Here is an 18,822-nt window from a genome sequence, read left to right as displayed (position 1 = left end):
CCTTGTGTATTCTGAAAATGTTCACCGCTGCACTCCTTTCTCCAGGACCTGCACACAGGACGAAGGCCCCAGGTCCGGATCTTTCCATTGGTGCAAAGCCCATACTACTTTTTTATCCGGCGTTACTTCTATGAGCTGCACCACTTTATTCCAGTCTTCTTTCCTTAAGAAGCGGCCAGCAAATGAATATCGCTGTATTTATTGAGCTGCCCTGCGGCATCTTTGATGGGAATAGCATACTGCCAGGCAATATGCCCTTTGCGGACCATGGAAATTTACACCAGTGCAACCGTTTGCACTGAAAACATAAAAAAAGGCATGAATTGCTTCATGCCATGTTTTTTTATTTCTTTTCAGGGATCTTCACTGCCTGACGGCCAATCAGTTTCCATTGCCTGCCTTCCTTACTCCACACCAGCATCACATAAAGATTCACCGTACCGGTTTTACCATTATCGTTGGTCTGTGCGCTGAGCGTATGCCTTACTATGGCCGTCTGCCCTGTTACGGTAATGGTCTGCGCACTGAGGTCCATTGTCACAAAATCAGATTTACCGCTGGAGATGTTGCCGATGAAAGTAGCCTGGTCTTCAATATTACCACCGGAATGCCCGTAACTTAAAGTAGGCGCGGTGATCTTTTCAAGTCCGGCTTTATCAGCATCTATCATGGCTTTACGCAATGATTCTACAGCTTGTGCTACAGCAGCTTCGTCTTTTGTTTGCGCTGCTGCCACATTGAAGAAAGAACTAAACATAATGATTGTCAGCAAGTTTTTCATGTTTTCATTTTTGTGGAATACCACCAAAATACAAATATTTCCTATTGCTGCGGGGGGAAATTATAAGGCATCCATTCCGGCAGGCTGCTCAGCTCCTTCTTTACCGCATCACTGACGGGAATGCCCCATTTCTCAAAGAAAGGCGCCACATTACGGCCTGCAGCACGGGAAAAAGTACCTGCCCAGAGGTCCCGCTTCTGCACATCTGTTTTAGCATAAGTACCATCCGGATCTTTAGCGGCCAGGGCCTGGTATTCTCTGAAGAACTTTTTGAAAGTTTCCCATCCAAATGCTTCCTGCAACTGGCGGAACATGATCAGGCCCAGGAAAGGGCTGCTCTTCCACTTTTCATAATCTGCGCCTTCGCTGAAATATTTCTTCATCATGTCCTGTGTTTCTTTATTGGATACACCGGTATGTGCATCATCCCTTCCTCCTAATAAACGGTCGAACATATAGAGGGAAAAGAAATTACAACTCACTTCGGTAGTACCACCAAACACCCAGTCCAGGTTCTGCATGTTATGCCCTATCTCGTGGAAGAAACCCCAGTTGGCGCCACCTTTACTACCTACCATCAGCTTAAGCGGATTGGCGATCACATCGGCAGATAACATCCGGCGGGTGGGTGAATGATGGATCATTACAGGATACCCGCTATGCATAAAACCACCACCGATATGTTCATCTATCACCATGCGCTGTGGCCGGTAAAAGGGCTGCGGGATCTGTGCCAGCTCTGCTTCTCCGCCAATGATCAGGTCCCAGATCTTCATCACGTAGGCAGGGTCTGCTACCTGTTGCAGGATAGAATCAGGAATGGTGAGTACAATCTTTTCCGTAGCCAGTTCTCCCCAGGGTGCTTTATTGTTCTGCAGCTGTGCTTTCCATTCTTCCGGTGTGGTGATCCCCGCCTGATATAAGGGAGCTTCAATGGCCTGGCTGATCTTTACATCCCCGGCCCAGGAGGCTGCTTTCGGAGCAGTGGTTACATAGATCAGACCACCAAAGGGAGACGCGATCCTTGTAGTAGTCGCTTTCAGTTGCCGGGTACTAACAATGAGGGGCATACGCCGCCAGTCCTCTTTCCCTGCTACCCATTGGTTCAGGTTATCTGAATGTGCCCCCACCTGGATACCGATGCCTTTATCCAGTAATTCTTTGGGCACCGTTACTTCAATGTAAGCACCAGGTGCTGCATATAAACCGGTGCTGTAAAGGTTCTCGCGCCAGGGTTGTGAATAGTTGAGGCGGGATACCACGGGTACCAGCGCATCGCTGATCTTATTATGCGTAATATGCACCGTTTTGGTAACTGGCTTTGCCCCTTCCTTTATTTTGCCCGGAAAAACCGCTGCAGAAGGATGTGCTTTCAGGGCTTCGTAATCATCGCTGTTCAGCTGTGCTTTACTCCATTCATATACCTGTTTACGCAGGCCGGTGTTTTTGGAGGACAAGGGTTGGTCAGGACTGATCACAATAGTGGCAGCTTCCTGTGCATGGGATAACATCGCGATCATCATCATCGCGGAAGTAAGAGTAGCGTGTTTCATCATACAGTTTTCAAATTAAGGAGATCAAGATAGGGGAAGAAAGTTATTTCTCACAGCAGTTTATGGATGACTGGTCAACAATACGTAGCTTAGCCTGATGAAAACGATCAAGATAGCCACAGCGCAGTTTGAGAACCGCAGTGGCGATAAGAAATATAATCTTTCCGTGATACGGGAACTGGCCCAAAAGGCCGCAGCAGATGGTGCAGATGTGATTGCTTTTCATGAATGCTCCATCACCGGTTATACTTTTGCCCGCCACCTGGATGTTTCACAGATGCTGGACACTGCAGAATTCATACCTGATGGCCCCAGTGTTAAAACCCTCACGGCCATCGCGGAAGAACTGAACATTGTGATCCTCGCCGGGCTGTTTGAAAAAGATGCGAACGACAATTTATTCAAAGCATATGTATGTGTGGACAGGAACGGCCTGGTAGCCAAATACCGCAAGCTGCATCCTTTCATCAATCCGCATCTCACACCCGGCAATGAGTACGTGGTGTTTGATCTCCTGGGCTGGAAGTGTGGTATACTGATCTGTTACGACAATAACATCATCGAAAATGTAAGAGCCACTACCCTGCTGGGTGCAGACATCATCTTTATGCCGCACGTAACCATGTGCACTCCTTCTACCAGGCCCGGCGCCGGGTTTGTAGATCCTGCATTATGGACCAACCGGTATAACGACCCAACTACACTGCGCCAGGAATTTGATGGTTTAAAAGGCCGTGCATGGCTGATGAAATGGCTGCCCGCACGGGCTTACGACAATGCCATCTATGCGGTATTTTCCAACCCTATTGGTATGGATGATGACCAGTTGAAAAATGGCTGCTCTATGATCCTCGATCCTTTTGGCGATATCATTGCAGAATGCCGTAAGCTGGATAATGATTATGTGATAGCCACCATCACACCGGAAAAATTACAGCAGGCCGGAGGATACCGGTATAAGAAAGCCCGCAACCCGGAACTGTATAAAGATATTATCGGGCAGGAAAATACGCCGGAGCAGAAAGTAGTGTGGATGAAAGAAAAGTAAAAAACGAAGAGGTGTTGCAAGATCTGCAACACCTCTTTTTATTCATACACCTAGTGAGTTTTATATTTTATCAAACGCCTGCTGCAGATCACCTTTGATATCTTCAATATGCTCGATACCCAATGAAATACGCAGCAATCCTGGCTCTACACCTGCGGCTTTCTGCTCTGCCTCGCTCAATTGCTGATGCGTGGTGGTAGCAGGATGAATGATCAGCGTTTTTGAATCGCCTACATTTGCCAGGTGGTAGATCAGTTGCAAGGATTGTACCAAAGTGTCTGCCGCCTCTTTTCCACCCTTGATCTTAAAGGACAACACGCCACCGAATCCGGCTTTCAGGTACTTCTTACCCAGTTCATGATATTTGTTGCCAGGCAAACCGGGATAATTCACGGAAGCTACTTTCGGATGTTTTTCCAGCCATTGCGCCAGTGCCAGTGCATTCTCTACTGTACGCTGTACACGCAGGGAAAGTGTTTCCAAACCCTGCAGGAACAGGAAGGAGTTCTGCGGCGCCAGGGAAGGGCCCCAGGTGCGCAGGCCGGTCACCCTTGCACGGATGATATAGGCAATGTTCCCGAATGGACTATTAGCCCCGAAAACATCCCAGAACTGCATGCCATGGTATGCTTCATCAGGGTCTGTGAACTGCGGGAATTTACCATTGCCCCAGTTGTAATTACCGCCGTCTACGATCACGCCGCCGATACTGTTGCCATGCCCGCCGATCCATTTGGTGGCAGCCTGTACTACAATGTTGGCACCATGTTCTATCGGGCGGAACAAATAACCTGCTGCGCCGAAAGTATTGTCCACCACCAGGGGCAGATCATGTTTCTTAGCCAGGGCCGTTATCTTTTCAAAATCAGGGATGGCAAAACCGGGATTACCAATGGTTTCCACATAGATGGCCTTGGTGCGGGCATCTATCTTCTCTTCAAAACTGGCCACATTGTCCAGGTCCGCAAAGCGGGCTTCCACCCCTATCCTTTTAAAACTTACTTTGAACTGATTGTAGGTACCGCCGTACAAATAAGAGGAAGTAACAAAATTATCCCCGGGCAGGAGAATGTTATGCAAAGCAATGAATTGTGCTGCTTGGCCTGAGGCTGTGGCCAAACCGGCTACACCGCCTTCCAGTGCTGCTACACGTTTCTCGAACACATCCGTAGTGGGGTTCATGATACGGGTGTAAATATTTCCGAACTGCTTCAGCTGAAAAAGGTCCGCCGCATGATTGGCATCATCGAACGTATAAGATGTTGTCTGATAAATGGGCACCGCAGCCGCTTTGGTAGTTGGGTCCGGCTGATAACCGGCATGTACTTGCAATGTCTCAAATCGTAATGGTGTGTTTGACATGTTTAATTGTTTTGGGATTAAGTCTACAAATTATGTAGACTATCCGAATAATCAAAATAAAAAATGCCTTATGTCAAGAAAAAGGTGCACATCATCAAAGCTTTTCCTTACTCATGCTGTATTTGCCTTGTTTTGTGGTATAAAACATACACATCATGAAAACACTCACCAACATCCTCGGAAAGGCAGCAGCCCTGGCTATTGTCTGCCTTAGCGTATTCTCCATCCCGGCGAAAGCAGGCGGAGATTATTTCAAGGTATACCTGAACAATAAACTGATCCTTGAAAAACATGTGAATGATGCTTTTGACCTGAAACAGCTGCAGCTGGATAAGTCCAACATCAACGACAAGCTGGTGTTCCACTACAGCCATTGCGGTCAGATAGGCAACGGCCGTAAGATTACGGTGAAAGATGCCAAAGGGAATATTATCAAAGAATGGAAATTTGAAGATGTAAGCGGCAAACATTCCGGCATGATCATCCCGGTAAAAGAACTGTTGCAGTTGAAGCAGGACGACCTGCAATTTGTATACACCGCGAAAGAACTGCCCAAAGGCCAGCTGATGGCATCCGTACGCTTAACAGATAAAACTACCGGGTACCGTTCTGTTACTCCGCAGGCACGCGGCGGTTGGTTAATGGCCATTATTTTCAGATGGAACAATGCTGCCGTTTGTTAGAGTTTTGGTAGATTTACGGTATGTCCCGCACTTACCGCATCAAGTCAGTACAGGTAATGCCTGTTACTTTGGAACAGGCCTGGAAGTTTTTCAGTGATCCGAATAATTTACAACATATTACTCCGCCGGGCATGGGCTTCACCGTTAAAAGTGAGGCCCATGGCGATAGGATCTATCCCGGCCAGGTCATTGAATATTCCCTTAAGCCCATGCTCGGCATCAAAGTGTACTGGATGACGGAGATCACGCATGTAAAAGAAAACAGTTTTTTTGTAGATGAACAACGCTTCGGGCCTTACAGCCTCTGGCATCATCAGCATCATTTTAAAGCCATTCCCGGCGGTGTTGAGATGACGGATATTGTTCACTACCGCATTCCCCTTGGCTGGCTGGGAGACCTCGCCAACAACCTCTTTGTACGCCGCAAACTGGATAAACTTTTTGCTTACAGGGCAGATGTTATTTCCCCGATGCTTATATTAGGGCCTCAATAATCCAGATCAGTGATGATACGCGGCCTTACTGCCTTTTTCTTATTGCTTTCTTTATCTGCCGGCGCACAATCCATAGGCGCATTGCTGGATAAAAGGGTGATGATCGTAGCCGATCCTCCCTTTGAAGCCTGTCATGCTTCTACTATTACCGCCCTCAGCAGCAACCGCCTGATGGCTGCCTGGTTTGCAGGGAAACAGGAAGGCAGTAAAGACGTGGGCATCTGGATAGCTGTGAATGAAGATGGAAAATGGGGCGCGCCGAAAGAGATCGCCAATGGTATTATCAACGATACCCTGCGTTATCCCTGCTGGAATCCTGTACTCTTTAAAACCAAAGCAGGCAAACTGTTCCTCTTTTATAAAGTAGGTAAGAATCCCCGGGAATGGTGGGGTATGATGATGACTTCTGCCAATAATGGCAAGTCCTGGTCCAAACCGGAACAATTACCGGAAGGTATGCTCGGCCCCATCAAGAACAAACCTGTTCAGCTACAGAACGGCGATATCCTCTACCCTTCCAGCACTGAAAGCCTTGATGAAAAAGAATGGCATATACACCTGGAAAAGTCTGACAAAAACGGACAGCACTGGAGCCGTATTCCCATCAATAACGATACCTTCAGCGTGATACAGCCCGGCATATTGCAGTATCCGCATGATTCACTGCAACTGATCAGCAGAAGCCGCCACAACTTCCTGGTGGAATGCTGGTCTAAAGACAATGGCGCCACCTGGGGGCCTTTAAAGCTGACTACATTACCTAATCCCAATGCCGGCACTGATGCGCTGACATTGAAGAACGGCATCAAAGTACTGGTGTATAATCCGCTGTTCAAAGGGCAGGAATGGTGGGAAGGAAGAAGCAGGTTGTACGTGGCTGCTTCTGAAGATGGTATTGAATGGAAGAACATCTTCTCCCTGGAAAACGGGGATAAGGGTGAATTCAGTTACCCGGCTGTTATTCAAACGGATGATGGAAGTGTGCACATTACTTATACGGCGGACAGGAAGAATATCCGGCATGTGGTGTTGCAGGTAAGGAAGAAGGGAGCGGATGGATTAATGGAATAGTTACACGATCACCACTTCAATACCCATATCTTCCAGCACCTTCACCATGTGCTCTGAGATACCTTTATCGGTAATGATCTGGTCCACATCTTCCAAACGGCATATTCTGCCGAAACCGCGTTTTCCGAACTTGGAAGAATCCGCGAGTACGATGGTTTTCTGTGCAGCCGCCATCATTTGCTGGTTAAGATGTGCTTCGCCGATATTGGTGGTGGTAAGGCCGAACTCTACATCAATCCCATCTACTCCCAGGAACAGTTTACTACAGGAAAAATCGCTGAGGATCTTCTCTGCATAGGAACCTGCCACGGAAGAGGAATTGTTGCGGATCACACCGCCCAGCTGCAATATTTCAATATCATGAAAACGGTTCAGCTCCAGGGCTACATGTAAGGCAGAAGTAATGATCATGAGCGGGCCCCGGGGCTGTATGTGTTTGGCCAGTGCCAGTACGGTGGTACCCGAAGCAATGATGATAGCATCTCCCGGAACAATGAGGGATGCGGCAGCTTTACCGATATTGTTCTTTTCTTCCCGCCGGATCTTCTCCTTTTCATTCACAGGCTTATCGTTCGTATAGGGGTTCTGTACGGTAGCTCCGCCGTGAGAGCGGTATAACAGGGATTTATCTTCCAGCAGTTTCAGGTCTTTACGGATAGTAACCCCTGAAACATCTAATTCTTTACACAGCTCCACTACGTTCACATAACCTTTCTCATAAAGTTTGCTAAGGATAAATTTGTGGCGTTCTGCTATGTTGATCATCGACATTTTTATCAAAGTTGCGCTTGCAATATAAGTAAAAAAGCCCCGAAGGGCTTCTTTACCTGTTAATAATGCTATATAATATCTTTCGCCCCGGCCCATCCAGCTGACCTTTGGTACTGAGGGAATCAGCCGGGATAAAATGCCGTTTAAAGGCCTGCACCGCCTCTGTTGTATCCTTCACATCATATCCCACCAGCCGCAATGCCATCGGCACGCTGAAAGGCTCCGGGACCTGTATATTGGTGGTATCCCCGTACCAGATCCCAAAACCTTTTTGCGCCAGTTGCTCCCAGGGGAAAAGTACACTCGGGTCTACCTTTCGTTTAGGCGCAATATCTCCATGGCCGATGAAATTATCTGCCGGGATATTATAGCGGTGTTTGAGAGTATCCAGCAATACGATCAGGCTGCGGATCTGCATGGAGTCAAAGGGCTCGCTGCCGTTATTATCCAGCTCAATGCCGATAGAAGATGAATTAATGTCTGTTATACTGCCCCATTTGGATACACCGCCATGCCAGGCACGCAGGTAGTCGTTCAGCATATGATGAATGGTACCGTTCCTGCAGATCACATAATGCGCGCTTACCTGCGTACGTTCCAGCGTAAAAGTGCGCAGGGTTTGTTCACAGGAGTTCTGGGCAGTATGGTGAATGATCACTAAATTAGGCTTCCGCAGGTTGAAGTTAGTGGTACCAGCCCACCAGTCTGTTGCAGGCACTGCATTCACCGGAATATTGCCCGGCTCCTGCCGTATCACACCAGACAGTGCTTTTGCCTGCTTGCGGTAAACTTTGTTGGTAACCTTGTAAGGTTGCGGCGCACAACCACAGATCGAAACGATCATGGTTATGATCAGCCATTTGTTCTGTTTTCCCATTGTTCTCAAATATAAGAAATCCCTATCTTTATCAGATTGAAGAAAGTACTGCAAATAATATTCCGGAAACCGGTTATCTGGCTCGCCAACAAATTATCATCCCGGCCTGAAAGCAAAGCTGTTTTCAGTAATCTCACGCAATTACAGCAGGATATCCTGAAAGGCAAGCAGGATAAGGGCCCGCTCCTCTCCTGCCATCCGGAGAGCGCGCGTTACATTATCCTTTCAGATCAGCATAAAGGTGCAAAAGATGCTGCGGATGATTTTATGATAGCGGAAGAAAACTACATGAAAGCCCTTCAGTACTACTACAATGAGGAATATACGCTTATTAACCTGGGGGACTGTGAGGAATTATGGGAAAGCACCCCTTCCAAAGTGATAGAAAAGAACCGTTTAACCTTACTGGAAGAGGCAAAATTCCTTCAGAAAGACCGTTATTACCGCATCTTCGGGAATCACGACCTGGAATGGAATTACCTCATTCCCCGGAATCAATTCCTGAAACCCATCTTCGGCGATAAACTAAAGATCTATGAAGGCATGATCCTCCAGATGCCTTATAACAACAAAACTTTCGACATCTTCCTCACCCATGGCCACCAGGGAGATCAGCGCAGTGACGGGAATGCTTTTTCCAAATGGTTTGTAGCTGCTGTCTGGACGCCCATTCAACGTTTGCTGGACATCCGCATGGATACCGTATCAGATTCCTTTGACCTGGTAGACCTGCATAATATTGTGATGTATGAATGGACGCTGCAGGCGAAGAACACCTTCCTTATTTCAGGGCATACACACAAACCCGTATTTGTTTCCCTCGATCATATAGACCGGCTTACGAAACAACTGGAAAAAGCCACGAAGGATCAGGATGAGGCCCTGATTAGTGCTTTACAGGACTCCCTTGCCAAACGCAAAAAGGAATATGAAGGGAAAGTGCTGATAAAAACAATGGCGCAGCCCACCTACTTTAATACAGGCTGTTGTTGTTTCAGTGACGGGGATATTACCGGCATTGAAATAACAGATGGTTTCATCCGCCTGATCAAATGGGAGGACGGCGCCAGGAAAGTACTGGAAGAATCACCGCTCTATTATCTATTTGAGCAGATCTAATTTCACTTTTTTACCGCTGGAGATGGCTTCATAAATACCTTCTATCACTTTCATATCCCGCAGCCCTTCTTCACCCGGTACATTGTTCGGCCGGTTCTCTAATATCGCTTTGGCCACTCCATCCATGTGCGCGGCCTGCTGATTGATAGGTGTGATCTCCATAGGGCCTTTGCTGGTACGGCCCTGCTGGCCCCTGTAGCCATATGCATTGTTCACTTCATACCATCCGCCTTCCGCTGCAGCATATAAACGGTTCACGCCGGTGACATACGTAGAAAAGGAATTGGCAATAGCACCGCTGGGGAAATACAGCTGCCATGCGAGTGACTCTTCAACATCCTTAAACTTCTCCGGCTCTGTTTTCGGGAACTCCTGCGCCGTTACATATATCGGCTCTTCCCCTACTGTGTAACGGGCGCCCTGGATGGCATAAATACCTACATCCATTAAAGGCCCGCCGCCGGATAAAGCATGTTTCAGCCGCCATTGATTGGGATCGCCTGCCCTGAAACCATCGCTGGCTTCTACGAGTTTTACTTTCCCGAATACTTTCTCCCTGGTGAGCCGCATCATTTCAAGATGGAATGGGTCGTAATGCAGCCGGTATCCTATCGCCAGTTGGCGGTTCGCTTTTTTACAGGCATCGATCATGGCCTGCCCTTCTTTCACACTCACTGCCATTGGTTTTTCGCAGATCACATGTTTTCCTGCTTTTGCGGCACGGATAGTATATTCTGCGTGCATGGAATTGGGCAGTACGATGTACACCACATCAATGTCCTTATTATCAACGATCTTATCGAAGTTTTCGTAGTTGTAGATGTTTTTGTCCTGGATCTTGTACTTCTCCACCCATACAGGGATCTTAGAAGGCGTGCCGGTAACAATGCCGCGCAGTTCAATATTTTGTGTTTGCTGCAGTGCGGGTGCCAGTTGGTTGGTGGCATAGCCGCCAAGGCCTACCAGTGCGATACCCAGTTTGCGTTGCTGCCATGGCATGGCCAGTCCTGCCAGCGGTGAGGCAAATGCGGATGCCCCCATTACTGCTGAATACTGAATGAATTTTCTACGGGAATGTGTCATAACGAAAGGGTTTTTTGAGGAGCTAATAAGATACATCATTTTTAAATATTTAGGTAGCATGGCCGGGCAGAGACTCATTTTTTTTTACTACTTTGAGTAAAGTAACCGAACCGCAACTGAAACACACCATGTATGATCAACCTTTTCTCTCCGCTTAGGACGGTGATGATCTTTATAATATTTGGTATTATATGGCTCCTCACAACGGAATCCCTGCTGCGCTCCCTTGCCGAACGTATTCCGACGCTTTTCTGGCATGGTCACTTCCTGAAAGGGATCGTTTTTATTTCTATTAACGGCCTGCTCTTATACTGGCTACTGAATAAATACATTACTTCTTTACATCATTCTGAGAAAGCCTATATCCGGATCTTTAAAGAAAGCCCTCATGCCATGTGGATCTACGACAGAAATGATCTGCGGTTCCTGAAAGTGAATGATGCCGCGCTGAATATCTACGGTTACACCATGGAAGAATTCATGCGCATGACGATACTGGACATCCGCCCTGAAGAAGACATTATCAAGATCCTCAATAATCAGGCAGCCTATTCGGAAGGGTTTCACACCGATGGTACCTGGCGGCACCTGAAAAAGGATGGCACTTTAATGTACATACAGATACAATCCTTTGGTACTTCCTATAATGGAAAAGAAGCGGAAGTGGTAAGTATCTGGGATGTTACAGATAAATACCTGGCGGAGGAGGCACTGGTACAGCAGGAGAAATTACTGAACACTATTATCAACAGTACGGAAGACCTGATCTGGGCGGTAAGTGCGGACAAACAATTCATTGCCTTTAATAATCCATTTCAAAATACCATTCAAAATTTCATGGGCGTAAAGCTCGAAGTAGGAGATAATTTAACCAAAGTGGAAACTGAAAGCGATTATCTCCGCTGGAGGGATTTCTATGATAAAGGCTTGCGGGGGGAGAAGCAGGTGATTGAGGAAGCCAGGGAACTGGAGGGTTTTGGTATGGCATATGCAGAGATCACCTTCAATCCTATTGCTGTTGAGGGAAAAATAACCGGTGTGGCATGTTTTGCAAGAGACATCACGGAAAGGAAACAGCAGGAGATCCAGCTTAAAAAAGCCGTGGAGCGATATGAGATAGTATCCCTGGCTACGAATGATGTGGTCTGGGATTGGGATCTGACCACAAACAAAGTGATCTGGAATGCCAATTTAAAAGAATTATTCGGCTATGAGGAGGTGGATGACAATGTTTCATGGTGGAAGAAAATGGTGCATCCGGATGATTATGCAAAAGCGGTATTCACGCTGGAAGAAGTGATCAGAACCCGGCTGAAACACTGGGAAGTGGAATATCGTTTTAAGAATGCAGAGGGAGAATACAGGTATGTAAACGACAGAGGGTATGTGCTCTATAATGAAGACGATCAGCCCGCCAGGGTGATCGGTGCTATGCAGGATATTGAAGATAAGAAAAACTACATAGAAGAACTGCAGAAAGTGGCACACATGAGTTCCCATGGCATGCGGCGGCCGGTTGCCTCTATGCTGGGTGTAGTTGGTTTATTGAACAAAGAAAACTTTGCAGACCCCGAGAATCTGCCGTTACTGGAATACGTAGAAAAAATTGCCAAAGAAATGGACGGCATCCTGCATGAGGTAGCGGATAAGTGTAATGCCATTTTCATGGATGTGGAAAAAGAATAGGGCTCCGCACCGCATTCCGGGAGAGCCCTTATCGTATTTATAGTAGACCGAGTAGCCTTATGTTTTTGCTTCCTGGTATTTATCTCCACTGCCACTGCTGCTTTCCGTTTCCAGGATGATCACCTGTGGTATTTTATACAGCTGTACGGGCATGTGGAACAGGTATTGGTCTTTTGCTATTTCCTCAAGACCCTGTTTGGTTTTAAAGCGTGTACCTGCAGGAGCTTTTATTTTCAGTAATCCACTTACCGGTATGTTGAATACTACCAGGTTGAGGGTATTACTTCCTTTCTGCTTTGTATAATATCCCCAGTCCTGCTTTTCCCAGCCGGCATAGTCACAATTGTAGATAACATTGCCATTTGCCTGCATCCATGCGCCGATTTCAGTGGCGATATGCTGTTCTTCTTTTCGGATGCTGCCATCTCCGGCAGGGCCAAAGTTGAGGAGGAAGTTGCCGCCCATGGAGGTTGTATGTACTACCATCTCCAGCAGTTCTAATGGTGATTTTACGTGGCTGATGCTCCAGTCCTTATGATAACCCCACTGGTTCTCGGGAACGGTCATACAGGCCTCCCAATCCCATTTAGTTACCTGCAGGTCTTTATAAGGACTGGGGAGGCGGCGTTCATAGCCGGATTCGTAATCTCCCATCAATTCGCCATTGGAATCAATATGCCTTTTACCAAAATCATCTGCACGCAAACGGCTGTTTACGATAGCGCCGGGTGTTACTTCCTTTAGCATCTTCTCTACTTCCAGCGTCCACCAGCCGTTCTTCTTGATGGAATTATCCCAGGTACCATCAAACCAAAAGGCTTTTACGGTGGGATAATTCGTGCCCAGTTCGCGCAACTGATCCGAGGCGAACTTCAAAAACCTACGGAAGGCAATACTGTCTTCTGCGGATTTGATATCATAGCGCCAGTCGGGGTGATGCCAGTCCAGTACGGAGTAATAGAAGTTCACATCAATGCCTTCCGCATTGTATGCTTCCACCAGTTCTTTCAGGATATCCTTTTTGTAAGGCGTATGACTGATATTGAACTCCGTGAACTTTGTAGGCCACAGGCAGAAACCTTCATGGTGTTTGGTAGTGATGGTCATGTACTTTGCGCCCATCTTCTTCGCCATTTTAGCCCATTCCTTAGCATTAAACTTCAGCGGGTTGAACTGGTACATCAGGGAATCCCAGGTGCTGGTAGGTATCTTGGCGCTGGACTTCAGGAACTCCGCCGCATAGTTATACGTTTTACCATTCCATACACCACCGGGAATGGCATACAATCCCCAATGGATAAACTGCCCGAACCGGTTGCTGCGCCATTTGTTCATGGCGGCGTCTGTTCTTTTGCCGGTGTACTGTGCACCAAACTGTAGTTTTTGCTGCGCGGTGGCAGAAATAGTAAGCAGTAACAGCAATACAGATAATTTATTCTTCATCGTTTTCATCATCATTACCAGCCCGGGTTTTGGATCAATGCCTGAGCGCGGTTAATCTCCTGTTGCGGAATAGGCATAAAATACATCTGCGGGCTTCTGAAAGTTCGAGTTTCAAAAACAAAGCGCTCCGGCGTAAATGTAGTTTCATTTACTTTGATAAGGCGCATGCCATACATTTCACCAGCTGCTTTTTTATCCAGCTCTTTCCAGCGCAATAGGTCAAAGAAACGGTGTCCTTCTTCCATAGCCAGCTCTACCCTCCTTTCGTTACGTATAACATCTCTCATCGCCTCTTTGCTTAAACCGCTGGTTAACTGGTATGGATTAAGGCCGGCACGTTTGCGGATCATTTCCACTGCATTGTATACTTCGCTTCCTGCACCGCCGTATTCATTCATGGCTTCCGCATAGTTCAGCAGGATCTCTGCATAACGGATGGCTGGCAAACAGCGGTTGGCATCTACGCCATAGTTACCACCTGCATTCTCATCCATCATTTTACGCCATAAATAACCGGTACGGGTAGCATTTGCATTTGTATTCAAACCGTCCTGCGGCGCAAACTGGTACAGCCATACCGGCTCTTTCTTATTGCTGGTCCTCAGCAACCAGGGAGCACCATTGTACAGGATGGATAAATAAAAGCGCGGGTCTCTGCCTTCATAAGGTTTGGCTGCATTATAACCGGAACCAGCTTCATTGATCATTTTACCATTCGCCATCGGGAATGCATCTACCAGTTGCTGTGTAGGAAAACTATAGGTGTTACCTCCGCGGGAAACAGGCAGCTGGTATAACTCCACGAACTTGTTATTTCCCTGCATGATCAGGAAGATCTGTTCTTTGTTCTTCCGTTGAATGAAAGTAGTATAGAAACCATTTCCGGGGCGGGTAACATTATCTTCCACCAGTTCATAGATCCCCAGGTCCATTACCGCCTTCAAAGCATCAGCGGCTTTTTTCCAGCGTTCGTTATCAAAGGAAGCATATCCCAGCGCGGCTTTCTGCGCTGCGGTTTCTCCCAGGTTCTGCCCGTTGAATAAAGGGCTCGCAGCCAGGAAAAGTGTTTTTGCCTTTACTGCCATGGCCGCACCTCTTGTAGGCCTGCCATATTCACTGCCTATTTGTTCCAGCGGAAGAATGGCGGCTACTTCATCCATTTCTTTAACGATATATGCTACACATTCTTCAAAAGAAGCACGCGGCAGGTTAAAATCGTCTGTAAGATCATATAAGCGGTCTCCGATCAGCGGAATACCACCATGTGTACGGAGCAGGTGAAAGTAATAGTAAGCGCGCAGGAACCTGGCCTCTGCTTTGGCCAGGACCTTCCGGCCTTCGGATAAAGGCCCCTGGTCTATACTGGCCAGGAAGATATTCACCCGGCGGATACAGGTGTAAGGATTCGTCCAGTGGTCTGCACGGATCCTGGCAAAATCTGCGCCGGTAGAGAAGGTAGCGGAATTATAAGCCTGTGCGGTTTGTGCTACGTTGCCGCTCCAGCGCATTTCAGAATCGTCTGTTATATCTGAATAACCCCAGAGTCCACCGCCAAAAAGACCATTGTCCAGGAAATACACAAAAGATAACTGGCGGTATACACCATTCAGGAATTGCATGGTCAGCGCACTGTCCGCAAATGTTTTTTCGCGGTCGATGGTGCCGGTATCTGTTTTGTCCAGGAAGTCGTCACCATTTGTTTTTTTACAGGCTGCTGCTGCTAATGAGAGTGCTATTGCACCAATGAATAATTTCTTCATGATCAAACTATTTAAAGGAAACCTGTAAACCAAAATTGAAAACCTTCTGTTGCGGATAGCTGCTGTATGCTTCTGTAAATGCACCGCCCCTCGCTGATTCAGGATCCACATCATAGATCTTGAGATTGAACCAGGTAATAAGGTTCAGGCCGTTTGCATACAGGCGGATATCCTGTACCCCTATCCTGTTCACCCATGCCTTAGGGATATGATATCCCATTTCCACATTCTTCAAACGCAGGTAATTCAAAGGCCTTAACCAGAAAGTAGACATATCAAAGTTCACACCACCCAGCCTCGGATATTCTGCGATATCGCGGGTTTCAGGGGTCCATCTCTTTTTGTGGATCTCAGAAGGTATACCGTTGGAGTTACCGATCTGTAACATGGTGGAAGCATCCATGCTGCCACGCGCTGCTCCCTGGAAGAGTACAGACATATCAAAGTCTTTGTAGCTGAAACCAGCACTGATACCATAGGTTACCTGCGGCAGGTTGGGATGGCCTATCGGCCCGATATCGTTCTGGTCTATCTTGTTATCGCCATTGATGTCTTTGAACTTAATATCTCCGGGTTTTACTGTTTTACCTACTGCTACAGGGCTCTTGGCAATGTCCGCATCATCATAATAGAAACCATCGAAGATATAACCATAGATCTGCCCTACCGGCCGGCCTGTTTGCAGCAACAGCGGATTGGAAGCATTGAATGGTTCATCGCGGAAGAGCACTTTGTTCTCTGCAAAAGAGAAGTTGCCTTTCAGGAAGTAATTCACGGCGCCGATCTTATGACGGTGCGTAGCTTCAATTTCATATCCTTTATTGCTCACCCGGCCAATGTTCACAGGTGGTAAAGAAATACCGGTATATACAGGTACAGAACCACGGGTAGTGAGGATATCGTAACGAAGGTTATCAAAGTAATCTGCTACGATCTCCAGTTTACCTTTAAAGAGGTGCAGTTCAATACCAACATCTATCTTACGTTCCCTTTCCCAACGCACATCTTCATTCGCCAATGCGCCGGGGATCACTACACCGGAAGCGGTGGGCGATTCTCCGAAATTGTAATCCTGTGAAGGTTTGGTGTATACCTCTTCGTAAATGTATTTGAAGGTGTTGGACAGCTGATCGTTCCCTACCTCCCCTATTGAACCACGCAATTTCAGGTAATCGATGAACTTCACATTATTCTTGAAGAAAGGCTCCTCGCTTACGTTCCAGCCTGCAGATACTGCGGGGAACAAACCATACCTGTTCTTTGATTTAAAACGGTCAGAACCATTGTAACCCATATTGAACTCCAGGAGATACCTGGAGCGGAAATCATATCCTACCCTTGCAGCATAACCTCTGAATTTACCGGGTACGTTAGCCCCCTGCACATCTGCACTCTGGTTCATCAAAGCCAGGCCATATAAGGTATGGTTGCCAAATGCCCTGCGGTAATCCAGGATAGCCTGCGTGTTCAATACACGGATAGGCCTTTTCAATCCATTCTGAAAATCCGCATCTTCTGCCATTACCGGGATCCTGAAGAGGTCTGGGAATACTGGTTCATAAGTATCCGATCCGGAGATATATTCATATACCGGGAAGCGGCCTCTTGTTACACTGCGCCTGCTCTGGAAATCGTTCCGGTAAGCCAGCGTTCCGCGAATGGATAAACCTTTGGTGATGAAATCCAGTTTATGATTAGCGGTGAGGTTGAGGTTAAGGTCGTTATCATATTGCCTTTTGTAACCGGCGTATTTGAGAATGCCCACGGGATTCAGTGTACCTGATTTTTTACCCCCGTAAGAACCATCCGGATTATAGATCGGATATACCCAGGGTGCTAAAAGACCGGAAGTGATCCTGCGCCAGAAAGGCCATGCACCACCACTTGTTACATCCGGGAAGTTAGGTTCATTGATCTCGGAAAGACGTGCAGAAAGGTCCAGCCGCAGGCTGAAATCCTTTGTTACATCTACATCAAGGTTAGAACGGAAGTTGTAACGTTTCAGATAATAGTTGCTGTTGAAGTCTTCATCTTTAGGCAGTTCCTTCATAATACCATTCTGGAAAATATATCCCAGGGAAACGAAGTATTTCACAGATTCCGTACCACCACTTACATCCAGGTTGTTCCTTTGCTGCAGGGTACTTTTTTTCATCACTTCATCATACCAGTTCACATTCGGATATTTATAGGGTTCATCTCCCAAACGGAAATGCTCAATGGCTTCAGGACTGGTATAACCTGGCAGCAACACATTGGGATCCTGCCCTGAGTTGGTATAATGTTCTATCAGTAAAGGAATGGCTTCGTGAGAAGGCAATGGTTTGCGGTAAACGGTTGGTTTCTGAAAGCCGGCTTCAGAGCGGAGCGTTACTTTCGGCGTACCTGTTTTACCACGGCGGGTAGTGATCACCAATACGCCATTTGCTCCTTTGATACCATAAATAGCGGTAGTAGAGGCGTCTTTGAGGATAGCAATGCTTTCCACTTCATTCGGATCTATCTGACTCACCTGGCTGTAATCATATTCAATATCATCCACTACGATCAGCGGATTGCTGGCACCGGTATAGGTACTGCTGCCACGGATAAAGAAGTTAGCACCATCTTTACCCGGCTGCCCGCTGGTTTGCTGTTGGAATAAACCCGGCAGGCGGCCTACGAGCGAGTTCTGGATACTGGCGGCAGGACTTTGGCGTAATTCCTTTCCACTGATCATGCTCACCGCGCCGGTGCTCGTCATCTTCTTTTGTTTCGCATAACCTACTGTTACCACTTCTCCCAAACCAGTTACGGCTTCATCCATCAGTATGCTGATGTTTGTTTTCCCTTTTATGTTCACTGTTTTGCTGGCATACCCTACGGAAGTGATAATGATCTCGTTGGAAGCTGTTTTCAGTGTGATGGTGAAGGCCCCTTTATCATCACTGAGCACCCCGTTTTTAGGATTCCCTGCTTCCTTTACGGTAACAAAAGGTACAGGCCCGTTGGCATCCGCAACGGTTCCGCGGATGGTCCTTTCCTGCGCTACCGCGGCAACAGCAAAGAAAGAAAGTAGCAGAATAGATATAATTCTTTTCATAATAGTTTT

At 47.1% G+C, this 18,822-nt stretch carries 16 protein-coding genes; 6 read left to right on the top strand and 10 right to left on the bottom strand.

What is annotated here, in order from left to right; translation table 11 throughout:
• Positions 1-21 precede the first annotated feature (21 nt).
• The 3 genes from AAHN97_RS08545 to AAHN97_RS08535 form a co-directional block, all read right to left on the bottom strand.
• Positions 22-144 carry a hypothetical protein gene (locus AAHN97_RS08545; RefSeq protein WP_343307153.1) on the bottom strand — a complete coding sequence of 41 codons (123 nt, stop codon included), beginning with the start codon at positions 142-144 and terminating at the stop codon, positions 22-24.
• A 199-nt stretch (positions 145-343) separates the two neighbouring features.
• Positions 344-781: a nuclear transport factor 2 family protein gene (locus AAHN97_RS08540; protein WP_343307152.1), complete on the bottom strand. Its 438-nt coding sequence runs from the start codon at positions 779-781 to the stop codon at positions 344-346.
• 41 nt (positions 782-822) lie between these two features.
• The gene (locus AAHN97_RS08535) at positions 823-2,337 is read right to left on the bottom strand and encodes a M60 family metallopeptidase (protein WP_343307151.1); all 1,515 of its coding nucleotides are present in this window, start codon (positions 2,335-2,337) and stop codon (positions 823-825) included.
• Between the two features lie 94 nt (positions 2,338-2,431).
• On the opposite strand from AAHN97_RS08535, the gene AAHN97_RS08530 reads away from it, so the two are divergent.
• Complete coding sequence (locus AAHN97_RS08530) at positions 2,432-3,382, top strand: nitrilase family protein (RefSeq protein ID WP_343307150.1); 951 nt, start codon at positions 2,432-2,434, stop codon at positions 3,380-3,382.
• A 60-nt stretch (positions 3,383-3,442) separates the two neighbouring features.
• Here the strand turns inward: AAHN97_RS08530 and AAHN97_RS08525 are convergent, their stop codons facing one another.
• A complete protein-coding gene (locus tag AAHN97_RS08525; protein ID WP_343307149.1) occupies positions 3,443-4,744 on the bottom strand; it encodes an O-acetylhomoserine aminocarboxypropyltransferase/cysteine synthase family protein in 1,302 nt (433 codons plus the stop codon).
• Positions 4,745-4,899: 155 nt separating this feature from the next.
• Here AAHN97_RS08525 and AAHN97_RS08520 point away from each other — a divergent pair, with 155 nt between their 5' ends.
• Genes AAHN97_RS08520 through AAHN97_RS08510 form a run of 3 tightly spaced genes read left to right on the top strand, consistent with a single transcriptional unit; the run spans position 4,900 to position 6,992 of the window.
• Positions 4,900-5,427, top strand: a complete 528-nt coding sequence (locus AAHN97_RS08520; RefSeq protein WP_343307148.1) for a hypothetical protein — start codon at positions 4,900-4,902, stop codon at positions 5,425-5,427.
• A gap of 20 nt (positions 5,428-5,447) precedes the next feature.
• A complete protein-coding gene (locus AAHN97_RS08515) occupies positions 5,448-5,921 on the top strand; it encodes an SRPBCC family protein (RefSeq protein ID WP_343307147.1) in 474 nt (157 codons plus the stop codon).
• Positions 5,922-5,933: 12 nt separating this feature from the next.
• Complete coding sequence (locus tag AAHN97_RS08510) at positions 5,934-6,992, top strand: sialidase family protein (protein WP_343308269.1); 1,059 nt, start codon at positions 5,934-5,936, stop codon at positions 6,990-6,992.
• Here the strand turns inward: AAHN97_RS08510 and AAHN97_RS08505 are convergent, their stop codons facing one another.
• Together AAHN97_RS08505 and AAHN97_RS08500 are read right to left on the bottom strand one after the other, a co-directional pair.
• Entirely contained in the window at positions 6,993-7,763 is a 771-nt protein-coding gene (locus tag AAHN97_RS08505; protein WP_317044463.1) for a DeoR/GlpR family DNA-binding transcription regulator, read from the bottom strand.
• A 52-nt stretch (positions 7,764-7,815) separates the two neighbouring features.
• A complete protein-coding gene (locus AAHN97_RS08500; RefSeq protein ID WP_343307146.1) occupies positions 7,816-8,640 on the bottom strand; it encodes an N-acetylmuramoyl-L-alanine amidase in 825 nt (274 codons plus the stop codon).
• 36 nt (positions 8,641-8,676) lie between these two features.
• Here AAHN97_RS08500 and AAHN97_RS08495 point away from each other — a divergent pair, with 36 nt between their 5' ends.
• A complete protein-coding gene (locus AAHN97_RS08495; protein WP_343307145.1) occupies positions 8,677-9,759 on the top strand; it encodes a metallophosphoesterase in 1,083 nt (360 codons plus the stop codon).
• Here the strand turns inward: AAHN97_RS08495 and AAHN97_RS08490 are convergent.
• Positions 9,742-10,842, bottom strand: a complete 1,101-nt coding sequence (locus tag AAHN97_RS08490) for a Gfo/Idh/MocA family protein (RefSeq protein ID WP_343307144.1) — start codon at positions 10,840-10,842, stop codon at positions 9,742-9,744. The genes AAHN97_RS08495 and AAHN97_RS08490 overlap by 18 nt on opposite strands.
• Before the next feature lie 132 nt (positions 10,843-10,974).
• Here AAHN97_RS08490 and AAHN97_RS08485 point away from each other — a divergent pair, with 132 nt between their 5' ends.
• Positions 10,975-12,528, top strand: coding sequence for a PAS domain S-box protein (locus AAHN97_RS08485; protein ID WP_343307143.1), 1,554 nt, complete (start codon positions 10,975-10,977; stop codon positions 12,526-12,528).
• 57 nt (positions 12,529-12,585) lie between these two features.
• On the opposite strand, the gene AAHN97_RS08480 is transcribed toward AAHN97_RS08485, so the two are convergent.
• The 3 genes from AAHN97_RS08480 to AAHN97_RS08470 are packed head-to-tail and all read right to left on the bottom strand — an operon-like array spanning position 12,586 to position 18,813.
• On the bottom strand, positions 12,586-13,986 hold the full coding sequence (locus tag AAHN97_RS08480; protein WP_343307142.1) for an alpha-L-fucosidase: 1,401 nt from the start codon (positions 13,984-13,986) through the stop codon (positions 12,586-12,588).
• Positions 13,986-15,731, bottom strand: coding sequence for a RagB/SusD family nutrient uptake outer membrane protein (locus AAHN97_RS08475; RefSeq protein ID WP_343307141.1), 1,746 nt, complete (start codon positions 15,729-15,731; stop codon positions 13,986-13,988). Before AAHN97_RS08475 ends, AAHN97_RS08480 begins: the two co-directional genes overlap by 1 nt.
• A gap of 7 nt (positions 15,732-15,738) precedes the next feature.
• Positions 15,739-18,813: a SusC/RagA family TonB-linked outer membrane protein gene (locus AAHN97_RS08470; protein WP_343307140.1), complete on the bottom strand. Its 3,075-nt coding sequence runs from the start codon at positions 18,811-18,813 to the stop codon at positions 15,739-15,741.
• Between the last annotated feature and the right edge of the window lie 9 nt (positions 18,814-18,822).

Source organism: Chitinophaga niabensis (assembly GCF_039545795.1).
GTDB classification, from domain to species: Bacteria; Bacteroidota; Bacteroidia; order Chitinophagales; family Chitinophagaceae; genus Chitinophaga; species Chitinophaga niabensis_B.
Note: the sequence above shows the minus strand (reverse complement) of the source record. Positions and strands in the feature narration are given on the sequence as shown.